We start from the raw sequence: 19835 nt of genomic DNA, 5'->3' as shown, positions 1-19835 counted from the left end.
CTATTCAACGGATATTTTTATATCGGAGGTTCGTGAAAAACTTCAAGGATAGTACATTTAAAACCTAAGCCTTTAAATAATGAAATAATAATGTCATTAATGTTTTCTTTTGAATCTATCCTCAGGATTTTATCGCTGTCAGCTAAATCTATATTCCAATTTACATGTGGTAAATTTAAGCTGGGTTTAAGTTTGAGCAACTCAACTTCATTAAGTACGTTTGTTTTAAATACGGAAATCATAAGTTCTGGTTTTTCTCCTCCAGAAAACTTATTTCGGAAGGATTTGATCAGGTAGACGAATGAGTTTAAATTTTACTTTAAATTTTTCAATAATTATTTTTTAAAAACTTTATCCATGGTTTTTCGTATCATAAATAATTAATGTTTAGGATTTATTTACAATCTTGTTGCTGTTAAAAATTATTATCAACGTACTTTAGTCAATAAAATCAATTATATGAATACAGAAAAAGCTATTCTTGCCGGCGGTTGTTTTTGGGGGGTTGAAGAACTTTTCCGTCATCAACCAGGTGTTATTTCTACTGTTGTAGGATATACCGGTGGAGATGTAACTAATGCAACATACAGAAATCATGGAACGCATGCGGAAGGAATTGAAATTATTTTCGATCCAGAACAAATATCCTACAGAAAACTATTAGAATACTTTTTTCAGATTCATAACCCTACAACAAGAAACAGACAAGGGAATGATATCGGTACTTCTTACCGATCGGCAATTTTTTATCTTAATGAAAAGCAAAAAGATACGGCTTTAGCATTGATTTCGGACATGGAAGCTTCAGGTAAATGGCCTGGTCAGATTGTGACTGAAGTAGTTCCGGCGAGCGACTTTTGGAATGCGGAGGAAGAACATCAGGATTATCTGCAGAAAAACCCATATGGTTATACCTGCCATTTTGAACGCCCTGAGTGGGCATTGTAAAAGCATTTAAAATCAGCATTAATCAAACTCAATTTTAAACTTTTCTTAACAATACTTGTCAAAACCATAACACACATTTTAAAATTTAGTTTATTGTTTTACTTAACGGTTAGGTTATGAAAAGAATAGTAAATGTATTACTCTTATTAATGCTGATTATTAATTTGAGTGCATGCGTAGTGAGAACCAGGGCTCCACGGGCACATTGGGTTCCAGGACATTATAATGTTGGCCCTCATGGCGGTCGATATTGGGTTCCGGCACATCGCTATTAGTAAAAAAAAACTGCAATCATAACAGGTTGCAGTTTTTTGTTTTTAAAGTGTTTTAGCTCATCTGTTTATCAAAGTACGGTTAAAATAGATTTGCATTTATCGAAGCAATGAAATACATTTGAAAACAAGAAAGGCGTAATAGGGGGTAGCACCGTCTATCGTATTAACCGACTTTTTTCTTAACCTTTTTTATAATGAGTTATGAAAATTCAAAAGCGCACCTAATACAATTCTTTATTCGTTAATCTTATTTAAATTGTGGATTGCAGGAATTTAATTTTTTGATGCCTTAATCAGTTTCAATTTTTTATAACTTTCACCCCACGCCATTTAGCCCATTGCAAAAGCAACGGGCTTTTTTATTAATATTGATATTTATCAAAAGTTTTTTGTTAACATTCGTCAGTATCATCATTTTTTTGGATGGCTTTGTATCTACTTTTACATACAATCAATGCCTCAACAATGAATCCGATAATCGAAAAGCAAAAAATCAAGGTTTTCTTCCAAAAGATGGACTTAGAATGGCCTGGACAAATAGACAGGGTAAGTTTTAAAACTGAAGATTTAATTTTTGTTCATTTGCAGGAGCATATATCTCCGGTTGAATTTGCCGAAAGCCTGATGCCCAAGGTAAAGGTCTTTGTAGATTTTTCTACGCCAATAAAGATTTGTTTCCTGAATATCGATGGAGAAGGAAACAGCAGCCTTGTTTTTAATCAAGTGGCCTGATTTTTAAAATACATTCTAATTTATTTTAGCTGGTTATCTATTAGTTAGCTTAAAATAGCATTAAAAGCTGAAAAAATATTTGCTATTGAAGCCGGAGTTTGTACTTTTGCCTCCGGAAAGCTGGCAGAGTGGTCGAATGCGGCAGTCTTGAAAACTGTTGACTGTAACAGGTCCGGGGGTTCGAATCCCTCGCTTTCCGCCAAAAAAAAGGGAAAACATTTTAATAAATGTTTTCCCTTTTTTGTTTAACAACATGGTTGTAACGAATCTTTACTCGTATAAGAACATTATACTTTCTTTTTTGCCTTTTTCTGATCTGCGGTATCACCTAAAAGTAAGGTTGCCATTAACTCGAATTTTTCTGGGTGAAGGTTAAATTCTTCTTCAATGGTTTGCCATTTCTGAAGTTCCGATTTTGCATTTTCTACCTCTGTTTTAAGAACCTCGATTTTGTTCTGCAATAATTTGCTGATGTTTTGATTTGCCATAATGCAAAATTAATTGCTTCAACGGGCATAAATTATGCTTAAAGGTAAAAAAAATGTAAGTGCTTCTTTTTCAGTTGAAAAAAAATACATTTGACTTTTTGCTTTGATTGTAACAAAATTTAAGCAAAACAAAACCAAGAGCTTACTTGTCTTTTTTTTGAACGAAAACTAAGAACCATGATCAATACATTCGATTTTTCAAATTACTTCCAGCCATCTAAACGATTTAATGAAAGCCCTGATTCGCAAATAATTCAGGAGAATATTCCCGATTTAAAAGAAAAAAGAGAATATGTGTTGAAAGGCTTACTTGAACATCTCAATAATGAAACAGAATCTATCGAGTAACTTCCTTCTTAGGTTAAATTATTGATAAAGATGCGCCGGTTCGAATAAATGTGGTTTTAATATCGGGGAACTTGTTTTTAAGCCATTCTTCCATGTATTTAGAACCCCATTCTTCGCTTGCAATGTGGCCAAGTATAATTAATGAAAGTTTTTTACCACTCGCCCTGGCATCCCTCACATATTCAGCAGTTTCCCATTCGGCTATTTCTCCGGTTACCAGTACGTCGGGGTTAAATTTCCCAATGGCTTCTATTTGTCGCTGACCGCCTGCTGCGCCAACCATTAGTAAAACTTTGCTACACTGCTGGTTCATATCGCCAATATACCTGAGTGCGGGAATTTCAAGTTTTGTTTTTAACGCTGTAATCAGGTTTTTAAAACTAATGGAAGGGTTGAAATTGTATATTCTTTTTTCATTATTCAACTGTTTTTCCCATCCAAGCTTTTCTACAAGACTTTCCCAAACTCCATCAGGCTGTATACTGTGGATGTTATCGTGGTTACGCCAAACCGCAATGTTATGCTTTTTTAATAGTTCAGATTTAAATTTATACACCTCATCATTCTGCAGAAATTTTGTTGCATCCTGGTGGTTGTAAAACGTAGGCTCGTGCGCGACGATGAAATTTGCACCAATGGCAATAGCTTTGTTTATTACCTCAATAGTTGCGAACATACAGGTTACTATTCCGGTAACCACCAAATCAGGGCTTCCCGACTTTAACGTGTCAACCGTGTTTGCAATAGGGCCTGTGGCTAACTGATTGATGTAGGTATTCATTATATCTTTAACCGTTACCTGTTTTTTTGAGGACTCAGCCATTGTTAATATTGGTGATAATATTATTGAAGCTGTTGCAGTTCCTGTTAAAGCAATAAAATTGCGACGTTTGAGTGGGAGTAATTTGCTGCTGTTTTTCATAGGATGAATAAAATGAATTTGAATATAAGTCATATTTGCTTAGTTTGCAGCTACATTCATCAATTAATTTCCCTGCTGTATTAATATTTTTATAATCATGGTGCTCATTAAATCTTTTAAAAAGTTACTCTTACGTATTGGGTTTCATTTGCTATTTGTTCTTTGTCTTTTATTCTGTTCTTCCAAAGCTAATGCTGAAGCATTAAAAATGGATTTTATAGTTTCGATGGAGCATCCGGAAAAGGGAATTTATCAGGTTGAGTTAACTTGCAGTGGTTTATCGTCGTCTCAAACTGATTTAAAAATTCCTGTGTGGATGCCCGGCTATTATCAGATTATGAATTATGCAAATGATATTCAGGATTTAAAAATCAAAGATCTAACGGAGCATGATGTAAAATGGGAGCGGGCAAATCATAATACCTGGCGGGTTTACAACGGAACTGTAAGTTCCCTGAAAATCACTTATAACGTTAAAACAACAAGATCTTTTGTTGCAACCAATTATTTAACCGCAGATTATGGTTTTATTGCATCAACAGGTATGTTTCTGCATGTTGCCAATAAAATTAATACCCCGGTAACTGTTCAGTTAAAACCAGCTTCAGGATGGACAAAGGTTGCAACAGGTTTAACTAAAATAATAGAAAAGCCCTTTACCTACACTGCTGCAGATTTTGATATTTTGTATGATAGCCCGATTTTAATTGGAAAACTCGATGAACTCCCGGTTTTTAAGGTAAGGGGAGTTCCTCATTATTTTATAGGATATAAGTTGGGAGATTTTGATAAAACTTCGTTTATCGCTGATTTAAAGAAAGTAGTAGATGCTGCTGTTAATGTTATTGGCGATATTCCTTTCAACGACTATACATTTATTGGTATAGGTCCAGGTAGAGGAGGGATTGAACATATTAACTCAAGTGCCGTTTCATTTTCGGGTAGTAAAGAACTCAATACAGCTGATGGAAGAAAAGTTGTGTTGAGTTTTTTAGGTCATGAGTATTTTCATCATTATAATGCAAAACGGATAAGACCAATAGAGCTGGGGCCATTTGATTACGATAATGGTAGTAAAACAAACATGCTTTGGGTTGCAGAAGGCGTAACAACTTATTACGATGAAATGCTGCTAAGATGGGCAGGTCTTGAAAGTAGTGAAGAAATTTTTAAAAATTTTAGTAATACAATAAAGTCTTACGAAACTTCTCCGGGAAGATACTTTCAAACCGTTAGCCAGGCAAGTTACGATACATGGTCTGATGGTCCCTTCGGTAGAAAAGACGATGAGGTTAATAAAACCATTTCGTATTATGAAAAAGGGCCAATCTTGGCCATGATGCTCGATTTAAAAATCAGAAATGAAACCAAAAATGTGAAATCACTGGATGATGTGATGCGCAAATTGTATTATGATTTTTATAAGAAACTAAACAGGGGATATACCGAAGCCGAATTTCGAAGCGTTTGTGAAAATATTGCAGGAACAAAACTTGATGAGTTTTTTAGCTATGTGTATACTTTAACTACCCCCGATTATAATAAGTATTTTAACTATGCAGGCCTCGCGGTCGATTTAAGCCCAAAGCCAGTTCCAGGCGGTTGGCTTGGTATTAACGCTGGTGTAAAAAATGAAAGTCTGGTTGTTCGAGATGTTGAATGGATGTCGCCTGCCTGGAATGAGGGAGTTCGTAGAAACAATGTTATTTTAAAAATTAACAGCCAGCAAGCCACCGTTGAAACACTGGATGCAATTACTAAAAATTATAAAGATGGCGACATTGTTAAGTTAGAAATTTCAAGACCTGATGGAAATATTGAAGTTCCGGTAATATTGGGTACGAAAATGAAAACAAGTTTTGAAATTAAACGTAAACCAAACTTATCGCCTTTACAGCAGGTTATTCAGAAGAGCTGGCTGAAAGAATAAAATGTTAATTTTTTAATAAACGGTTCGCCCTGAATAAATTATCTGTCGATTGCAGGATTTTATCTTTAAGTTTTGGATTGTATTTAGGGTGATTTTTTAAAAAATCGTTAACTATCCTTTCTGCTTCAGGACTTTGATAACTTCCAAATATTGCCGAAAGCCATGATTGCGGGAAAAATATGTCGCCTGTTTTTTGTATGCTTTCTAAAAGATTAAGACTTTCCGGTAAATATTTAATAGATGAGTTTTGCCTTAAGGGATGGTTCAGGTAGGATAATGCACTGGTAACCCAGGCTTCTTTCTCCCTGTTTTTTCTTTCTCTTAGACTATAGAAAAAGCTGTCACGCTCTTTTTCAACCGAAGAAAGTGCTGGCATTAAAAATTGCAGGCGGCTTTTTCTGTCGATATTGGTAATACGTTGCAGCTGCTGGTTTAAAACATTTTTTGCAGTATCTGATTTTAACGCAATTGACAATGCTAAACCAGTGTAATCTTCGTCGATCAATTTCACTCCATTTGGTGCTTTTTGCGTCTGCCAGATCGTGTAAATGTTCCTTGCAGCTTCATCACTCAGGTAAATGTTTTGATAGGTATTGAAAAGAATTTTTTTGTTATTAGAAGCAGTTTGTTGTTCCATCGCTTGCCACAAAGCTTTCTCCAGCATTAGGCTTAAAGTAGAACGGTTATCCCTATGAGTAAAAGTCCAGAATAAATTACTGATGTACCCAGTAATCAAGCGTAGATTCATTTCATTTTTCTCAACAATAAGTCCTTTGGTAAGCAATAATAAAAGTTGTTCAGGACTAAAATATTTACCATTTAATGTATTCTCATAAGCATTAATATAAAATGAAGCCCTTTCCAGCGGATTTTCCATTTTGTAAATCTTTTCTTCCATTGATTTTTCTATCGGAAAAACCCCATATCCGGTACCATCAGCATTAAACAATATAAATGAAGGTTTTTCCAATCCTTCAGCTTCTGTTAAAGCGATTGATGTATTTTTTATATTAACTGAAATGGTTTTGGCTTGGTCGGGATAGAATAGTTTTACGCTGAAAGTTTGCGGCCACACACGCTGGCTACCATTTTCTGGTTGCTGCGAGATGATGAAGCTACTGATTTTGTTTCCATTATATTTAATCTGGTAATTAAACACCGGACGCCCTGGTTGATTAACCCAGACTTTATTCCATTCGTATAAATTTGTTTTACTGTATTTGCTTAATATCGAAATTAACTCATTCCAATCGGCATTAGTGTAACTGTATTTTTTTAAATACTCCCGAATACCCTTTTGAAAGTTTTTCTTACCCATTAATTGCTCCAATTGCTTCATCATTATTGGCGCTTTATGATAAATGATGTTTCCGTACATCGAACCTGCATTCTCAAGGTTATCGAGCTGTTGGCGAATTGGATTAGCACCGGTAGTACGGTCTATACCGTAAGCTGCAGGGTAATGGTCTTGAAGAAATTTAAGGTCGAAAGTATTTTTACCCATCAGCTTTTCTGTTACCTTATCGGTCATGAAGTTTGCAAAAACCTCTTTCATCCAGACATCATCAAACCATTTCATTGTTACTAAATCGCCGAACCACATGTGGGCAGTTTCATGCGAAATTAAATTCGAACGCGAAATAAACTGGTCGCGGGTTGCGCCTTCGTCCAGGAACAAAGCCGATGATTTATATTGAACGGCTCCAGGATGTTCCATACCCCCGAATTGAAAATCGGGAATGGCTACAAAACCGGTTTTTTGAAAAGGAAAAGGAATACCGGTCCATTTTTCTAAAAAATCAATGGCATCACGGTGGGCAATGAAAACAGAATCTACACTTAAAATGATTTTTTTTGCATCAGTTTCTCTGTGCAAAAACTCCATGGTACGGTTGTTCAGTGTTTGTTTTAAAGGAATAAATCTTCCCGCTGCGAAGGAGAAGAGGTAAGTAGGTAATTTATCTGAATTGGTGAATTGATATGTTGTAGCGGATACATTGGATACAGAATCTTTTTTTGCACCATTAGCCAATACCTGCCATTCTTTTGGAACCGTTAGCGTAAGCGAAAAAACTGCCTTTAGGTCGGGCTGGTCGAAGCATGGGAAAACCGTTCTGGCATGATCGGGAACAAAAAGCGCATATAGATAATCAGGGTTTCTATTTAGCGACTCATTTCCTGCTATAAACTGAATGTTGATTTTATTAACTGCCTTTATCAGGTATTTATCGATGAGTAAATGCTCTTTCTGTAAGTTTATTGCAATTGATTTCCCATTTACAGCAATGCTTTTTATATGCTTAGCATCTTGTTTAAAATCAAGCTGAAGTAATGTAGGGATAACTTTTAAGTTAAATTTAATCTCTTCACTGGCCGCAATTTCAGAAGCTTTGCTGGCAGGAATATTGAAATGTAATTTGTATTCGATTTCGTTTATTATCGCTTTGCGTGATTTTGCAAGTGAAAGGGAAACACCCGTTTCTACAGTGGCTGTTACTGATGTTTGGGCAAATAGATTCAAACCAGAAAATAACAGGAAAAGTATAAAAGTAGATTTCATTAGCATGTAATTAATTAGCGATAAACATTTGTATGATGGTGCCATAACCCATCCAAATCATCGTTGCAACTACGGCGATTCCGGCAGCGGTTAACCATAAAGGTTGTTTGTATTTGGAAATAATTTTTGTTTGATAGGCGGCAATTAGCATTACGCCTAAGGCAATGGGTAAAATTAACCCATTAATGGCGCCAACAGCGAGTAGAACTTTTACGGGTTTACCAATAAGTATAAAAATGAAGCAGGAAATAAGGATGAAAATAATAATGATTTGCCTGTTGTATTTTAAAATAAGCGGATGAAAACTTTTGATAAAGGAAATGGAAGTATAGGCTGATCCAACAACCGAGGAAATACCTGCCGCCCATATTACCACACCAAAAATTTTATAACCAAATTGTCCGCTGGCTAATTTAAATACCGAGGCAGCAGGATTTGCAGGGTCTAAGTGTGCGCCGTTACTAATTACTCCTAAAGCAGCAATAAATAAGAGTAAACGCATTACTGATGCCAGGCCAATTGCACTTAAAGCACCTTTGTTTACCGCCGGCAGATTATCGATACCGGTTTGTCGGGCATCGAGTAAACGGTGTGCGCCTGAAAAAGTAATGTAACCACCTACAGTTCCGCCTACAATTGTTAATACTGCGCTAAAACTAAACTGCGTTGGGTTAACTGACCGAATGGCTGCTTCAGCAAGGGGTGGATTACTAATCCAGGCTACAAATAAAGCTAGGGATATTTTAAGTAAACCCATTGTTTTTGCAAAAGCATCCATTGCTTTTCCGGCTTCTTTATATAGAAAAATTCCAATTGCGATAATTGCACTGATTACAGCTCCCTGGGCTACGCTAATTCCGAAAAGCACATTCAGCCCTAAACCTGCGCCCGCAATATTGCCGATGTTAAATGCAAGTCCTCCTAAAAAAACGAGAAAGGAGAGGAAGTAGCCTAAACCTGGAAATACTTTATTTGCAATGTCTTGAGCAGATTTATCGGCAACAGCAATTATTCGCCATATATTTAGCTGTGCAATGGCATCAAGCAGAATAGATAGCAGAATTACAAAAGCAAAACTTGCTCCGAGCTGTTCAGTAAAAACAGCTGTTTGGGTTAAAAATCCTGGTCCAATTGCCGATGAGGCCATTAAAAATGCTACCCCGATTAATACACTCCAGTTGTATTTTTTCTTCATGCTAAAGGCGCTTTAATTGAAATACCTTCAGCGCTTAGCTTTTCAGAAATTGTTTTAGCAAAACTTACCGCGTGGATACCATCGCCGTGCAGGCATAATGTTTCTGCTTTCAGATTAATGGCTTGATTGTTAGTTGCAATAACCTGTTGGTGTTTAACCATGTTTAAAACCTGTTCTATAGCAGATTTTTCGTTGATTATCATTGCGTTAGCATGGGTTCGCGGAGTTAATAACCCATTTTCCTGATAAGTACGGTCGGCAAAAACTTCTGAAGCTGTTTTTATACCCTTTAATCCGGCAGCTTTTATCATTTCACTCCCCGCCAAAGCATAAAGTATTAAATTCGGGTCGAAATCGTATACTGCATTAACGATTGCGCCTGCAAGGTTTTTATCGGCAGCCGCCATATTATACAGTGCGCCATGGGGTTTTACATGATTAAGTTTTCCGCCAGCGGCCCTAACAAAGCCCGATAAGGCACCTATTTGATAAAGGGTAAGCTGGTATGCTTCGTTAGGCGTTATTTTTATAACTCTCCGGCCAAAACCCTGCAAATCCTGTAAGCCAGGATGAGCACCTATTGCAACACCTTTTTTTATAGCTGTATATACCGTTTTTTGCATTACCTCAGGGTCTCCGGCATGAAAACCGCAGGCAATATTTGCCGACGATATATAATCCATTAAAATTTCATCATTTGGCATGGAATAATTTCCAAATGCTTCTCCCATATCACAATTGAGGTCGATGCTTAGCATTTAAAATAGTTATTTGTTAAAACCTGCAGTTAATTGAGTGTTTAAAATCTGAGAGTTGTTTTTCACGCTCAATATACAGCATTTCCGCCGTATCTCTGCTAATTTCAGTAAAGCATATCCTGTCGTTTGGCTTTAATTGAGCACATAATGGTAAATCTACAGCAGCAACCTGTCCAATTCTAGGATAACCGCCCGTGGTCTGCGCATCAGCCATTAGTAAAATAGCATCACCATTACCCGTAACCTGAATTGTTCCCGGGTAAACTGCTGTACTTAATAGTTCATCATTCCTTCGACGGGCAATTTTATTTCCTGATAAATGATAACCCATTCGGTTACTGTTTAAACCTACCTTAAAATCTCTGGTTAAAAAATTAATGATGGATTCGCTATTGAACCAGGTGAATTCTTCTCCTGGAAAAATCCTTATTGTTTTACGTTCAGCAGGTAGCATTATAGAACGGGGAATGTACCATGCTGGCCACGCCGGCTGGATTCCCTTAAGGCTATGGGAAATATTTTGGGATAGTTTACCCAGGTTATCCTGATTTTTTAAAGAATCTCCAGCTCGTAAGCTTCTGCCATTATAACCACCAAAGCCTGCTATTAAATAAGTGCTCTTACTCCCTAAAACTTCCGGAATGTTAAATCCTCCGGCAATGGCAAGGTATGTTAATGCGCCATCCGGATTATTGATCAGTTTTATGGTTTCGCCTTCAGGAATGAACAGTGGTCGTTCTGCGGGCAACCTTAAGCCAGCGCAAAGCAAAAAGGCACCTTCACCAGCATAGGCGATAAGGATATCGGTTTCTGCTTTAAATTCTGCTGCGGCGTAAGTAAACTCTAGCACAGCAGCGTTATCATCGTTTCCAATGGCGATATTTGCGATCCGGGCCGATAAATTATCCATTACGCCAGAAAGTGGAACAGCCATAGCCAAAAATGTATTTCTTCCTAAATCTTGTACAGTGGTTTGGATACCCGGTTTTAATATGCTGATTTCCATTACTTAGCTGCTAAAACGTTAAATTCTGCTAAACTTATTGAATGGAATTTTACTTCATCACCTGCTTTTAAAAATGAAGGCTGTTGCCGGTTTATATCAAAGAGCTTAACTGGTGTTTGACCGATAATCTGCCATCCGCCGGGTGTTTCCAATGGATAAATGCCTGTTTGTTTGCCGGCAATACCTACAGCACCTGCTGCTATGGTTAATCTTGGAGTATCTTTTCTTGGCGTGGCTAATTGCTCATCCATCCCGCCGAGATAAGCAAAGCCAGGTACAAAACCAATCATGTAAACCTTGTAAACAGCTGCACAGTGTAATTCAATTATTTGGGGTATGCTGAGTTTAGTAAAATTGGCAACTTCTTGTAGGTCGGGAGCATGTAAGCCCCCATAGTGAACCGGTATTGAGAGGCGATTTTGTGCGGCTAAAATTGAATCTTGGTGTATTCTTTTTAAGTTTTTCAGGTAATTACTTACTTTTTCAAAAACATTTTCTCCTGGTAAATTACTCTTGTAAACCGTTATTATATCAAAATATATGGTTAAAGTAGTGTACGCGGAAACAGTTGTTATAAAACCGCTAAATGGATTGCTGTTGAGCAGACCATTAAATTTATTGATTTCAAACGCTATCGAATCACTGATTTCATTTCCAAAACTTAGGGTAACCGCCTGTTCGCTTAAAGCATATATTTTAAATTCCTGGTTTGGTACTGAATTTGACAATGCGTTTCAATTAATTTATCGATTTGAATATATAAAATTCAATTCTTATAAGTAAAAATTATTTCATTAATCAACAGGAGGTTAAGTATTAACAACTGAAATACTTTAAGAATAATTTGCTTGCTAAAAATATTAGTATACTTTTGCCGTTGTAACAATAGTTTATCAGGAGGTGAAAATCATCTGATTGTGGTTAATTTTTAGATATTTTATGACGGTTACAGTACTTGCTATTACAGAAACTGATTTTGTTCCGGACGTTTCTCTCGCCAAACTTATGAATGAGCGATTGAAACAAGCTGCCGCAGAGTTACAGGATATCCATTTACAGGCGATGTTATCTGTTGGGCAGCCAAAAGATGACCTTGTAATTTACATCAGTTATAATCCAAAATATACCATAAGGTTTAGGGTAGTTAATGATGTACCTGAGGAAGTCGAAAATTTCGTAGCCTATACCTGCGGAAACCTTGGTTACATTAAGTGGAAAACCAATGTTGTAAACGTTTTTAAAGGAAATGAATAGTGGTGAGGAAAATCTTCATACTGCTGATAAGGCAATATTAAATTTACCACCACTCTGGGTTCCTGAAAAATATTATAAAGAAAGTGTATGGCACAGGAACTGGAAAAAAGCTTTTCCTGAGAGCTACCGGGAACAAAGCTTTTGTTGTCAAACTACCGGAGAACTGCATAGGGCAGATGTATTCACACCTTGTGGAACTGTAATAGAATTTCAGAATTCGCCAATTTCTCCTGCCGAGATGAAGAGCAGAGAAGCTTTCTATCCTAAAATGATATGGGTACTTAACGGAAAAAAGTTTAAAGGTTTCCGTATTTTAAAGAACCTTCCTAATCCCGATGATCCAAAATTAAAAGATTATGATTTTCGTAACAACGACCATTTATCGATGTTACGCAAGGCGGATATTTTAAAAGGATTGATAAATCCAAAAGTGCTTAACTTTTATCACCCTGAAATAAAAGAGGTAAGCATAACGTCTAATTTTTACCACTTCTGCTGGAAACAACCTCATGCGGTCTGGTTTACAGCAACGGCACCAATAATTGTCGATTTAGACGGGCACTTTCTTTATAAATTAAAAATCAGGAAACAGGTAGCTGAAGATTATGCTTACCTGGAAATGATTAGCCGAAAAGCATTCGTAGAAAGTTATTTATGCTTCGGATAATTGTTATATTCAGAAATATTTATCCAAGGTTAATCCATAGGTTAAATTAAGGTTTTCGCGTTGTGTAATGTTTAGTTTGTTATAGTTTAGTGCGGTTGTTAGGCTAATCCACTTTCTTATTTTTAGTCCGAGTGTAGTTACCGACCGAATAATATAATCGCCTTTTCTCGAGTAAGAGTTTTGCAAAAAATGGCTGCCATCTATGCTAATAATATCTTTAATTAAAAAATGATACTGTAACCGGAGCGAATTTCTTAAAGTGTTATAATCATTTATCTCTACCAGACTACTTTTATCGAATAAAATACCATTACTAAGATTGATGTAAGCATTTGGTTTATCAACAAAATTATAGGCTATTCCACCTCCCGCAAGTAATTGGTTTTTAATTTGTAACGAATAACTGGTGTTGTAATTTACCAGTCCCCAATAATAGAAATGAGGAAAGGTTTTATACAGATTGAAGTTCAGTGTTGTAGAAAAATCATTATTACTTAGCGAGCTGTTTTGTTTACCATATAACCATGAAGTGCTGCTATTTAAGACAATACTCTTCTTTTTGATGCCGAAATTTAAGTTGTTGTTTAAAAGATAAGCCCGCTCATTATTTGTTCGGTTGATGGAGCCGGTGGATAGCAGCGCAACATGATAATTTGTGGTATCGCTAAATTGTGCAAATGCATTTAAAGTGTAAAATATCAGGGCAGCAAAGCTGATCAGTATCTTCATAATTGTTTTAACAGATTTTATGACGATGATGTTTTAATTTAAGTGGATATAAAATTCCTGAATGTTTCCAAACCGTCATTTGTTGTTTCGTTAAGTATCATATGGGTTTAGAAAAGATACTTTTGCAAACAGATATATTTCAATTATGGCCAGCAGCATATTAAATAACATACCCTATTCCATTCTCGATCTTGCAACCGTTCTGGAAGGTCATACAGCGTCAGATACTTTTAAATCAAGCTTAGAAATTGCACAACAATCAGAAAAGTTAGGCTATAAGCGTTATTGGTTTGCAGAACACCATAATATGGCGGGTGTGGCGAGTTCGGCTACATCTGTACTTATAGGTTTTATTGCTGGTGGTACAAAAACAATCAGGGTTGGTTCTGGCGGAATTATGCTTCCCAACCATGCACCATTAATTGTTGCTGAGCAATTCGGAACATTGGCATCGTTATATCCTGGCAGAATAGATTTAGGTTTGGGCAGGGCACCAGGAACCGATCAGGTTACAGCGATGGCCATAAGAGGCGAAAATTTTAATGCGGTACATAATTTCCCGAGAGATATTGATCGGCTTCACCAGTTATTTTCAGCAGATAACCGGAATTCGAACGTTAGGGCAATTCCAGGCGAAGGTTTGGAAATTCCAATCTGGATTTTAGGCTCGAGTACCGATAGCGCCCGGCTGGCAGCAGAAAAAGGTTTACCCTATGCTTTTGCAAGTCATTTTGCACCTGCTTATTTTGAGCAGGCAATTTCAATTTACCGCAATAATTTTAAGCCATCGCAGTTTTTAAACGCACCTTATGTAATGGCTTGCGTAAATGTTGTTGTTGCAGACACTGATGAAGAAGCTGAAATATTGGCAAGCTCGGTTAAACGGATGTTTTTAGGTGTTATTACCGGAAGAAGGGAGCAGCTGAAACCACCAGTAGAAAATATTAATGCTTACTGTGATCAGTTGGAAAAGGAAGCTGTAGAACAAATGTTGTTTTACTCTTTTATCGGCAGTGTTGATACGATTAAGTCGAATTTAGAAGATTTTGTTTCTAAATATGGCGTCGATGAGATTATGGGTACTTCTCATATTTATAATCATCAGGCAAAATTACACTCTAACAAGCTTTTTGCCGAAGCATTTGTGCAATCTTAGGATTTTCATAAAAGCCATTTAAATTGAATTATCTTTGTGGCAGATATGAAAGCGTACTTTAATTTATTCGATTTTAAACAAAAGGTTAACTATAAAAATGAAATTCTTGCAGGTCTCACGGTTGCCATGACCATGATGCCTGAATCTTTGTCTTTTGCTATCCTTGCAGGTTTTCCTCCGCTTGTTGGTTTATACGCTGCCTTTATAATGGGGTTAGTTACCGCTATTTTTGGTGGTAGACCAGGGTTGATTTCCGGAGGGGCAGGAGCTACGGTTATTGTTCTTATCGCATTAATGAAATCGAATGGATTGGATTACGTTTTTGCTGCAGTTGCTATGGCTGGTTTTATTCAAATCGTTATCGGTTTATTTAAGCTCGGTAAGTTTATCAGATTGGTTCCCCAGCCGGTAATGTACGGTTTTGTGAATGGCCTTGCAGTTATTATTTTTATGGCACAGATAGCACAATTCAAAACAGTAATAAATGGCGAGTTAAAATGGCTTACTGGTCAGGCTTTATATATTATGCTTGGTTTGGTTTTACTAACCATTGCTATTGTATATCTTTTTCCTAAACTGACAAAAGCATTTCCACCATCTTTAGTAGCGATAATTGTTGTTTTTTTAATCGTTTTTGGATTTAATATCGATACAAGAACCGTAAAGGATATTGCTTCTGTAAGTGGAGGTTTTCCACCATTTCATATTCCTAAAGTTCCATTCAATCTGGAAACTTTAAAAATTATCTTCCCTTATGCATTAATTATGGCTGGTGTTGGCTTAACAGAAGGCTTGTTAACCTTAAATCTTGTTGATGAGATGACCGCTACAAAAGGAAACGGTAATAAAGAATGCGTTGCACAGGGTACAGCGAATATTTTAAATGGATTTTTCTTTGGGATGGGCGGTTGCCCGATGATCGCGCAAACGCTTGTGAATTTATCGGCCGGTGCAAGGGCAAGATTATCAGGAATTGTTGCCGCTTTAACCATATTGGTAATTATCCTTTTCGGTGCACCCATAATTGAACGTGTTCCAATGGCTGCACTTACAGGAGTAATGATTATGGTTGCGATTGGAACTTTTGAATGGGTAAGTTTCAGGATTATTAATAAAATGCCAAAACAAGATATTTTCGTAGGAATTTCTGTAGCGGTTATTACCATCTTTCTTCATAACCTTGCACTGGCAGTATTGATTGGCGTAATAATTTCAGCCCTGGTATTTGCCTGGGAGAGCGCTAAGCGCATTCGGGCTCGTAAATTTATAGATGAACATGGTGTTAAACATTATGAAATTTATGGCCCCCTTTTCTTTGCATCAGTTGCTGCATTTAATGAAAAATTTGATATTGCTAATGACCCTTCAGAAGTTGTAATTGACTTTAAGGAGAGCAGAATTGCTGATATGAGTGGTATAGATGCTTTGAGTAAACTTACTGAACGCTACGCAGTTTCAGGAAAAAAACTTCACTTAAAGCATCTAAGCAAAGATTGTAGGTTATTGTTGAAAAATGCAGAAGCAGTAATTGATGTTAACATTATTGAAGACCCGGATTATATGGTTGCTGCTAAATAACATATAGGGTTGATTGATTTAATGTATTCTTTTTTAGAATTTTAAAACTTTTGATTCGGGCAAGCGTTATATGTTTGTATTGATTTAGTCAGTTCATAATTAAAGAATTGATTAAGTTTAAAGTAGCCCTTGGTGCAGGAATGCATTTAAGGGCTTTCTTTTTATACAATCTTTGTTACAATCTCCTTGTCAAAATAAAGTATAAAAAGACACGTCCATGTATAATAATCACTTTTAATTATATTAAATTCAACGTCGTTTAGTTTATTCTGTCATGAAAAAAACAAATAAATTATTTTTAAACAGAAAGGTTGTAAGGTGTATGATAATTTATACAAATTAATATTACAATTATTTATATTATTGCGATGTAATTAAATAATTGAAAATTTTTTGTATGCTTAGAAAGGGTACCATTACACTAATAGGGGAAGACGGAAGTGGGGTTATTACCGACGAAAACGACCAGGAAATTCCTTTTAAATTTGAAATAGATGCATTAAAAAAATTTAATGGTGCATCGGTAAGCTTTGAAATAGAATTAAGTGTTGATGGTTTGGTAGCTGTTGATGTACAGTTACTTACGGAGTGAGTGTAAGTGTTTTACATACCACTCTTGTAGGATTTCAATATATTGAAAGTGTGGTCGAAATCAATACTATTAACATTTGCAAAATCTGGTAAGCTTAATTTATTAACCTGAACAAACTTTAGCAAATCCTTTATATTCTGATTTATATTTTCGGTATCTTTTGATCGTTTCAACACATCTATTTTTAAAAGCCTGAAGGCTATTTCGATAATTTGTATTTCATTTTCCCCTGCCATCGCTAGTCCTTTATTTATTTCTCCCAGTGCTTTATCATAATTTTTGGTGTGGTTAAGAAAATTAGCTTTAGCTAAAATGTATGCGCATTTAATGTATGGCGTAAAATAAGTACTGCTTGCATTTAAAAGGGTATCGAGATACTGAATAAGTCGTTGCGCTTGTTTGAATTTTTCAAGTTTGATGCAAGTCTGTGCAGTAAATATTATTAGAAGCGATGAAAATATTGATGAACGTAAATAAAATAAATTAGGATACTTTTTCAATATAGCTGATAAAAAGTTAGCACACTCTTCATAGTTCTTATTGGTGAAAAGTACAATAATTACAAATCTATAAACAATAATCTCTGCACTGGTAATATCATCATTTTTGTGAGGGTCACTTTTATCAACCTTTTCGCAAAGTTTTACTATTTTTTCATCAAGCGTCTTAATATTGTTAGGCTTGTTATTGATAGTGTTGGAAAGGTAAAGTATTAAATCATAGGGGTTTATTGGGAAAAGTTCCTGTAGTTTTTTACTGTGTCTTTTCAGGGTATTCATGTTTTCATTCAAAGCATTTTTATCCATGTCGATTACACAAATTCCGCATTCAATAACATGCAGCATGATTTGTATATCTTCATTAAATACTTTTTCAGAAATTTTCTTTATTGCTTCTTTATAGTTTTTGCTTATTATCCTACCCATAACCATAATATCTATGAAATGGATATCTATGGTTTGGCCATTAAAATTTGAATCAGGTTTTTCCAGCTCGAATAATGCTACGTTACATATGAAATCGAACGCACTATTTTTTTCTTCATTAGAGAAAGGTAATTTAAAGATTTGTTTTAGTGCCTGTATTTCATTTCTATTAATGCAAAAACGAATGCTCCAGTTTAGCATAAGTTTTCTTAATTCTTGCTGACCGGAATAAATATTCAGTATTTCTTCAAAAAAAGCTTTATCTGGTTTAAAATTAAATTTCTCGGTAAGTTGAAGAAATAAAAAGTACGTGTAGATATCATCATTCAAAAAACGAATAATTTCCGTTGGAATTGAAGTAGTTAAACGTTTTTCTTCAATTATAACACCCGAATAGATCAATTCCTGATACGCCTCAGCATAACTGGTAATACTGTTTAAAATACGTTCTTTTGGAACACGGTGTGTTAGAAGATTCCCTTTTGATACTGTATTACTTATTTCTTTTAAAATGAAAATTTTCTCTGTACTATTCTTAGACAGAAACACCCTGTTCTCTAAAAAATAGTTAATTAGTTCAAGGCATAGAAGATAGTTATTTAATCTTATTGTGTTGTTTTCCTGTTTTAGCTTATAGTAAATCTGTAACCAGAATGGCGTACGGAACTGCTTTATTAAATCAGGGTGTATATCATCACCCTTTATTGGTTTTCCTTCAATTCGTGTAAGCGTATAAAGAATTTCTTCTTTATTTAATAAGGGCACATTAGTGTCTTTATCATCATCGAAAAACAGACCCTTATACCATGATTTAGTTAAGAATGCAGAGCCAGAAATGGCTGGTTGCATATTTACCCAATTGTTAACCCTTAAACCTAATACAATCTTAACAAAGTCGCATTCTCTTAAACTGAATAAAAAATCGGTGAAAATTTTAAAATATTTGCTTTTTGATAAAAACAAATCGATACCATCGATGATAAGTACAAAACGGCCTTTACATTCCTTAGGATTTTTTTTAAAATAGGTGATCAGTTCGCTAACTCCTGCAAACTTAAATTCTTTTAAAAACCAGTCCTTTAAAGATAAATTGTTCTGGATAATGTCGTTTATTGTACCCGAATTAATCAGTAGTACGATATCTTTTTTATAAACAGCGTTTTCGCTATAAAAAAAATGTTCTACAAGATGCGCTAGAAGAATCGATTTTCCTTGTCCTGGTTGTGCACTTATTGTTGTAAACTGGTAATCGTTTTTTAAGAAATAATCAAAATCGCTATATAGAAAACTTCTGTTTGCTGTAGCTTCAAAAGGAACACCAGAATTATTTTTTTTAGCAATTAACGAAACGTCAGTAACGGCCTGGCATCTTATTTTCAGATCTGACCAAACATCATTAATATCCTCTGTTTGACTCTTTTTATCCTTACAAAAAGATTCCCAATCTGTATAACCTACATATTGAGAAAGGCTATTAAGTGTAAATAATGAAAACTTATGCAAAGTTTGGGCAAAACCAAAGAATCGTTTAACGGTGGTTTCGCTAACATAATTCTTTGTTTCCTTGAAAACTAATTCAGAAATCGTCTTACAGTGTGCCGGATCGATGTTTCGAAGACCCGATTTTATAAGAACAAACTTTCTGAGCTGAGAGAGCAATTCGTTTGTATTCATTCTAGAGGTTGATATGCTAATTTCATCAAAATTATGGAATACAGGAAATCATTTCAGTAACAATGTTCCTATGAACAAAATGAACGGAGATGTAGGT

20 protein-coding genes and 1 tRNA gene are annotated in these 19835 nt (G+C 35.6%); 11 read left to right on the top strand and 10 right to left on the bottom strand.

The features are described 5' to 3' along the window. Positions 1-17: 17 nt before the first annotated feature. Positions 18-242 carry a hypothetical protein gene (locus R2R71_RS02340; RefSeq protein WP_316829632.1) on the bottom strand — a complete coding sequence of 75 codons (225 nt, stop codon included), beginning with the start codon at positions 240-242 and terminating at the stop codon, positions 18-20. Positions 243-459: 217 nt separating this feature from the next. Here R2R71_RS02340 and msrA point away from each other — a divergent pair, with 217 nt between their 5' ends. The 4 genes from msrA (at position 460) to R2R71_RS02320 (ending at position 2157) form a co-directional block, all read left to right on the top strand. Further along, positions 460-948, top strand: a complete 489-nt coding sequence (gene msrA, locus R2R71_RS02335; protein WP_316829631.1) for a peptide-methionine (S)-S-oxide reductase MsrA — start codon at positions 460-462, stop codon at positions 946-948. A 116-nt stretch (positions 949-1064) separates the two neighbouring features. After that, entirely contained in the window at positions 1065-1223 is a 159-nt protein-coding gene (locus tag R2R71_RS02330) for a hypothetical protein (RefSeq protein ID WP_316829630.1), read from the top strand. Between the two features lie 465 nt (positions 1224-1688). Next, a complete protein-coding gene (locus tag R2R71_RS02325; RefSeq protein ID WP_316829629.1) occupies positions 1689-1955 on the top strand; it encodes a hypothetical protein in 267 nt (88 codons plus the stop codon). Between the two features lie 114 nt (positions 1956-2069). Beyond that, positions 2070-2157: transfer RNA gene (locus R2R71_RS02320), tRNA-Ser, on the top strand. 85 nt (positions 2158-2242) lie between these two features. Here the strand turns inward: R2R71_RS02320 and R2R71_RS02315 are convergent. Further along, the gene (locus R2R71_RS02315; protein ID WP_316829628.1) at positions 2243-2443 is read right to left on the bottom strand and encodes a hypothetical protein; all 201 of its coding nucleotides are present in this window, start codon (positions 2441-2443) and stop codon (positions 2243-2245) included. A gap of 177 nt (positions 2444-2620) precedes the next feature. On the opposite strand from R2R71_RS02315, the gene R2R71_RS02310 reads away from it, so the two are divergent. Beyond that, positions 2621-2791, top strand: a complete 171-nt coding sequence (locus R2R71_RS02310) for a hypothetical protein (RefSeq protein ID WP_316829627.1) — start codon at positions 2621-2623, stop codon at positions 2789-2791. Positions 2792-2804: 13 nt separating this feature from the next. On the opposite strand, the gene R2R71_RS02305 is transcribed toward R2R71_RS02310, so the two are convergent. After that, on the bottom strand, positions 2805-3713 hold the full coding sequence (locus R2R71_RS02305) for a Nif3-like dinuclear metal center hexameric protein (RefSeq protein ID WP_316829626.1): 909 nt from the start codon (positions 3711-3713) through the stop codon (positions 2805-2807). A 208-nt stretch (positions 3714-3921) separates the two neighbouring features. Here R2R71_RS02305 and R2R71_RS02300 point away from each other — a divergent pair, with 208 nt between their 5' ends. Further along, positions 3922-5643, top strand: a complete 1722-nt coding sequence (locus R2R71_RS02300; protein ID WP_316829625.1) for a PDZ domain-containing protein — start codon at positions 3922-3924, stop codon at positions 5641-5643. Between the two features lie 4 nt (positions 5644-5647). Here R2R71_RS02300 and R2R71_RS02295 read toward each other — a convergent pair whose 3' ends face one another. From R2R71_RS02295 to pxpB, 5 genes are read right to left on the bottom strand one after another with little or no spacing between them, the layout of a single operon-like run. Then, entirely contained in the window at positions 5648-8203 is a 2556-nt protein-coding gene (locus R2R71_RS02295) for a M1 family aminopeptidase (RefSeq protein ID WP_316829624.1), read from the bottom strand. Between the two features lie 10 nt (positions 8204-8213). Then, on the bottom strand, positions 8214-9398 hold the full coding sequence (locus tag R2R71_RS02290; RefSeq protein WP_316829623.1) for an NRAMP family divalent metal transporter: 1185 nt from the start codon (positions 9396-9398) through the stop codon (positions 8214-8216). Beyond that, positions 9395-10156: a 5-oxoprolinase subunit PxpA gene (locus R2R71_RS02285; RefSeq protein WP_316829622.1), complete on the bottom strand. Its 762-nt coding sequence runs from the start codon at positions 10154-10156 to the stop codon at positions 9395-9397. The genes R2R71_RS02290 and R2R71_RS02285 overlap by 4 nt, the downstream gene beginning before the upstream one ends. Before the next feature lie 16 nt (positions 10157-10172). Next, positions 10173-11162, bottom strand: coding sequence for a biotin-dependent carboxyltransferase family protein (locus tag R2R71_RS02280; RefSeq protein ID WP_316829621.1), 990 nt, complete (start codon positions 11160-11162; stop codon positions 10173-10175). Further along, complete coding sequence (pxpB, locus tag R2R71_RS02275) at positions 11162-11890, bottom strand: 5-oxoprolinase subunit PxpB (protein WP_316829620.1); 729 nt, start codon at positions 11888-11890, stop codon at positions 11162-11164. The genes R2R71_RS02280 and pxpB overlap by 1 nt, the downstream gene beginning before the upstream one ends. 211 nt (positions 11891-12101) lie before the next feature. Between pxpB and R2R71_RS02270 the strand changes: the two genes are divergently transcribed. Both R2R71_RS02270 and R2R71_RS02265 read left to right on the top strand, forming a co-directional pair. Next, positions 12102-12416: a hypothetical protein gene (locus R2R71_RS02270; protein WP_316829619.1), complete on the top strand. Its 315-nt coding sequence runs from the start codon at positions 12102-12104 to the stop codon at positions 12414-12416. Further along, on the top strand, positions 12409-13083 hold the full coding sequence (locus R2R71_RS02265) for a competence protein (protein WP_316829618.1): 675 nt from the start codon (positions 12409-12411) through the stop codon (positions 13081-13083). The genes R2R71_RS02270 and R2R71_RS02265 overlap by 8 nt, the downstream gene beginning before the upstream one ends. Before the next feature lie 9 nt (positions 13084-13092). On the opposite strand, the gene R2R71_RS02260 is transcribed toward R2R71_RS02265, so the two are convergent. After that, positions 13093-13812: a DUF481 domain-containing protein gene (locus R2R71_RS02260; RefSeq protein ID WP_316829617.1), complete on the bottom strand. Its 720-nt coding sequence runs from the start codon at positions 13810-13812 to the stop codon at positions 13093-13095. Between the two features lie 145 nt (positions 13813-13957). Between R2R71_RS02260 and R2R71_RS02255 the strand changes: the two genes are divergently transcribed. The 3 genes from R2R71_RS02255 to R2R71_RS02245 all read left to right on the top strand — a co-directional run bounded on the left by R2R71_RS02255 (position 13958) and on the right by R2R71_RS02245 (position 17138). Next, on the top strand, positions 13958-14968 hold the full coding sequence (locus R2R71_RS02255) for an LLM class flavin-dependent oxidoreductase (RefSeq protein ID WP_316829616.1): 1011 nt from the start codon (positions 13958-13960) through the stop codon (positions 14966-14968). 45 nt (positions 14969-15013) lie between these two features. After that, positions 15014-16546 (top strand): SulP family inorganic anion transporter, encoded by a 1533-nt coding sequence (locus R2R71_RS02250; protein ID WP_316829615.1) that lies wholly within the window; start codon positions 15014-15016, stop codon positions 16544-16546. 397 nt (positions 16547-16943) lie between these two features. After that, complete coding sequence (locus tag R2R71_RS02245; RefSeq protein ID WP_316829614.1) at positions 16944-17138, top strand: hypothetical protein; 195 nt, start codon at positions 16944-16946, stop codon at positions 17136-17138. A gap of 11 nt (positions 17139-17149) precedes the next feature. On the opposite strand, the gene R2R71_RS02240 is transcribed toward R2R71_RS02245, so the two are convergent. Next, positions 17150-19738 (bottom strand): hypothetical protein, encoded by a 2589-nt coding sequence (locus R2R71_RS02240; protein ID WP_316829613.1) that lies wholly within the window; start codon positions 19736-19738, stop codon positions 17150-17152. Positions 19739-19835: the final 97 nt, after the last annotated feature.

This window comes from Pedobacter aquatilis (assembly GCF_032678405.1).
GTDB lineage: Bacteria > Bacteroidota > Bacteroidia > Sphingobacteriales > Sphingobacteriaceae > Pedobacter > Pedobacter aquatilis_A.
This window is presented reverse-complemented; position numbering and strand designations above follow the sequence as displayed.

Bases quoted from the DNA above. Each gene is read 5' to 3' on its own strand.
- R2R71_RS02240 (WP_316829613.1), bottom strand. From the start codon at position 19,738: ATGAATACAAACGAATTGCTCTCTCAGCTCAGAAAGTTTGTTCTTATA.
- R2R71_RS02340 (WP_316829632.1), bottom strand. From the start codon at position 242: ATGATTTCCGTATTTAAAACAAACGTACTTAATGAAGTTGAGTTGCTC.
- R2R71_RS02295 (WP_316829624.1), bottom strand. From the start codon at position 8,203: ATGAAATCTACTTTTATACTTTTCCTGTTATTTTCTGGTTTGAATCTA.
- R2R71_RS02315 (WP_316829628.1), bottom strand. From the start codon at position 2,443: ATGGCAAATCAAAACATCAGCAAATTATTGCAGAACAAAATCGAGGTT.
- R2R71_RS02250 (WP_316829615.1), top strand. From the start codon at position 15,014: ATGAAAGCGTACTTTAATTTATTCGATTTTAAACAAAAGGTTAACTAT.
- R2R71_RS02305 (WP_316829626.1), bottom strand. From the start codon at position 3,713: ATGAAAAACAGCAGCAAATTACTCCCACTCAAACGTCGCAATTTTATT.
- R2R71_RS02330 (WP_316829630.1), top strand. From the start codon at position 1,065: ATGAAAAGAATAGTAAATGTATTACTCTTATTAATGCTGATTATTAAT.
- R2R71_RS02245 (WP_316829614.1), top strand. From the start codon at position 16,944: ATGCTTAGAAAGGGTACCATTACACTAATAGGGGAAGACGGAAGTGGG.
- R2R71_RS02310 (WP_316829627.1), top strand. From the start codon at position 2,621: ATGATCAATACATTCGATTTTTCAAATTACTTCCAGCCATCTAAACGA.
- msrA (WP_316829631.1), top strand. From the start codon at position 460: ATGAATACAGAAAAAGCTATTCTTGCCGGCGGTTGTTTTTGGGGGGTT.
- R2R71_RS02255 (WP_316829616.1), top strand. From the start codon at position 13,958: ATGGCCAGCAGCATATTAAATAACATACCCTATTCCATTCTCGATCTT.
- R2R71_RS02325 (WP_316829629.1), top strand. From the start codon at position 1,689: ATGAATCCGATAATCGAAAAGCAAAAAATCAAGGTTTTCTTCCAAAAG.
- R2R71_RS02265 (WP_316829618.1), top strand. From the start codon at position 12,409: ATGAATAGTGGTGAGGAAAATCTTCATACTGCTGATAAGGCAATATTA.
- R2R71_RS02260 (WP_316829617.1), bottom strand. From the start codon at position 13,812: ATGAAGATACTGATCAGCTTTGCTGCCCTGATATTTTACACTTTAAAT.
- R2R71_RS02300 (WP_316829625.1), top strand. From the start codon at position 3,922: ATGGATTTTATAGTTTCGATGGAGCATCCGGAAAAGGGAATTTATCAG.
- R2R71_RS02270 (WP_316829619.1), top strand. From the start codon at position 12,102: ATGACGGTTACAGTACTTGCTATTACAGAAACTGATTTTGTTCCGGAC.
- R2R71_RS02280 (WP_316829621.1), bottom strand. From the start codon at position 11,162: ATGGAAATCAGCATATTAAAACCGGGTATCCAAACCACTGTACAAGAT.
- R2R71_RS02290 (WP_316829623.1), bottom strand. From the start codon at position 9,398: ATGAAGAAAAAATACAACTGGAGTGTATTAATCGGGGTAGCATTTTTA.
- R2R71_RS02285 (WP_316829622.1), bottom strand. From the start codon at position 10,156: ATGCTAAGCATCGACCTCAATTGTGATATGGGAGAAGCATTTGGAAAT.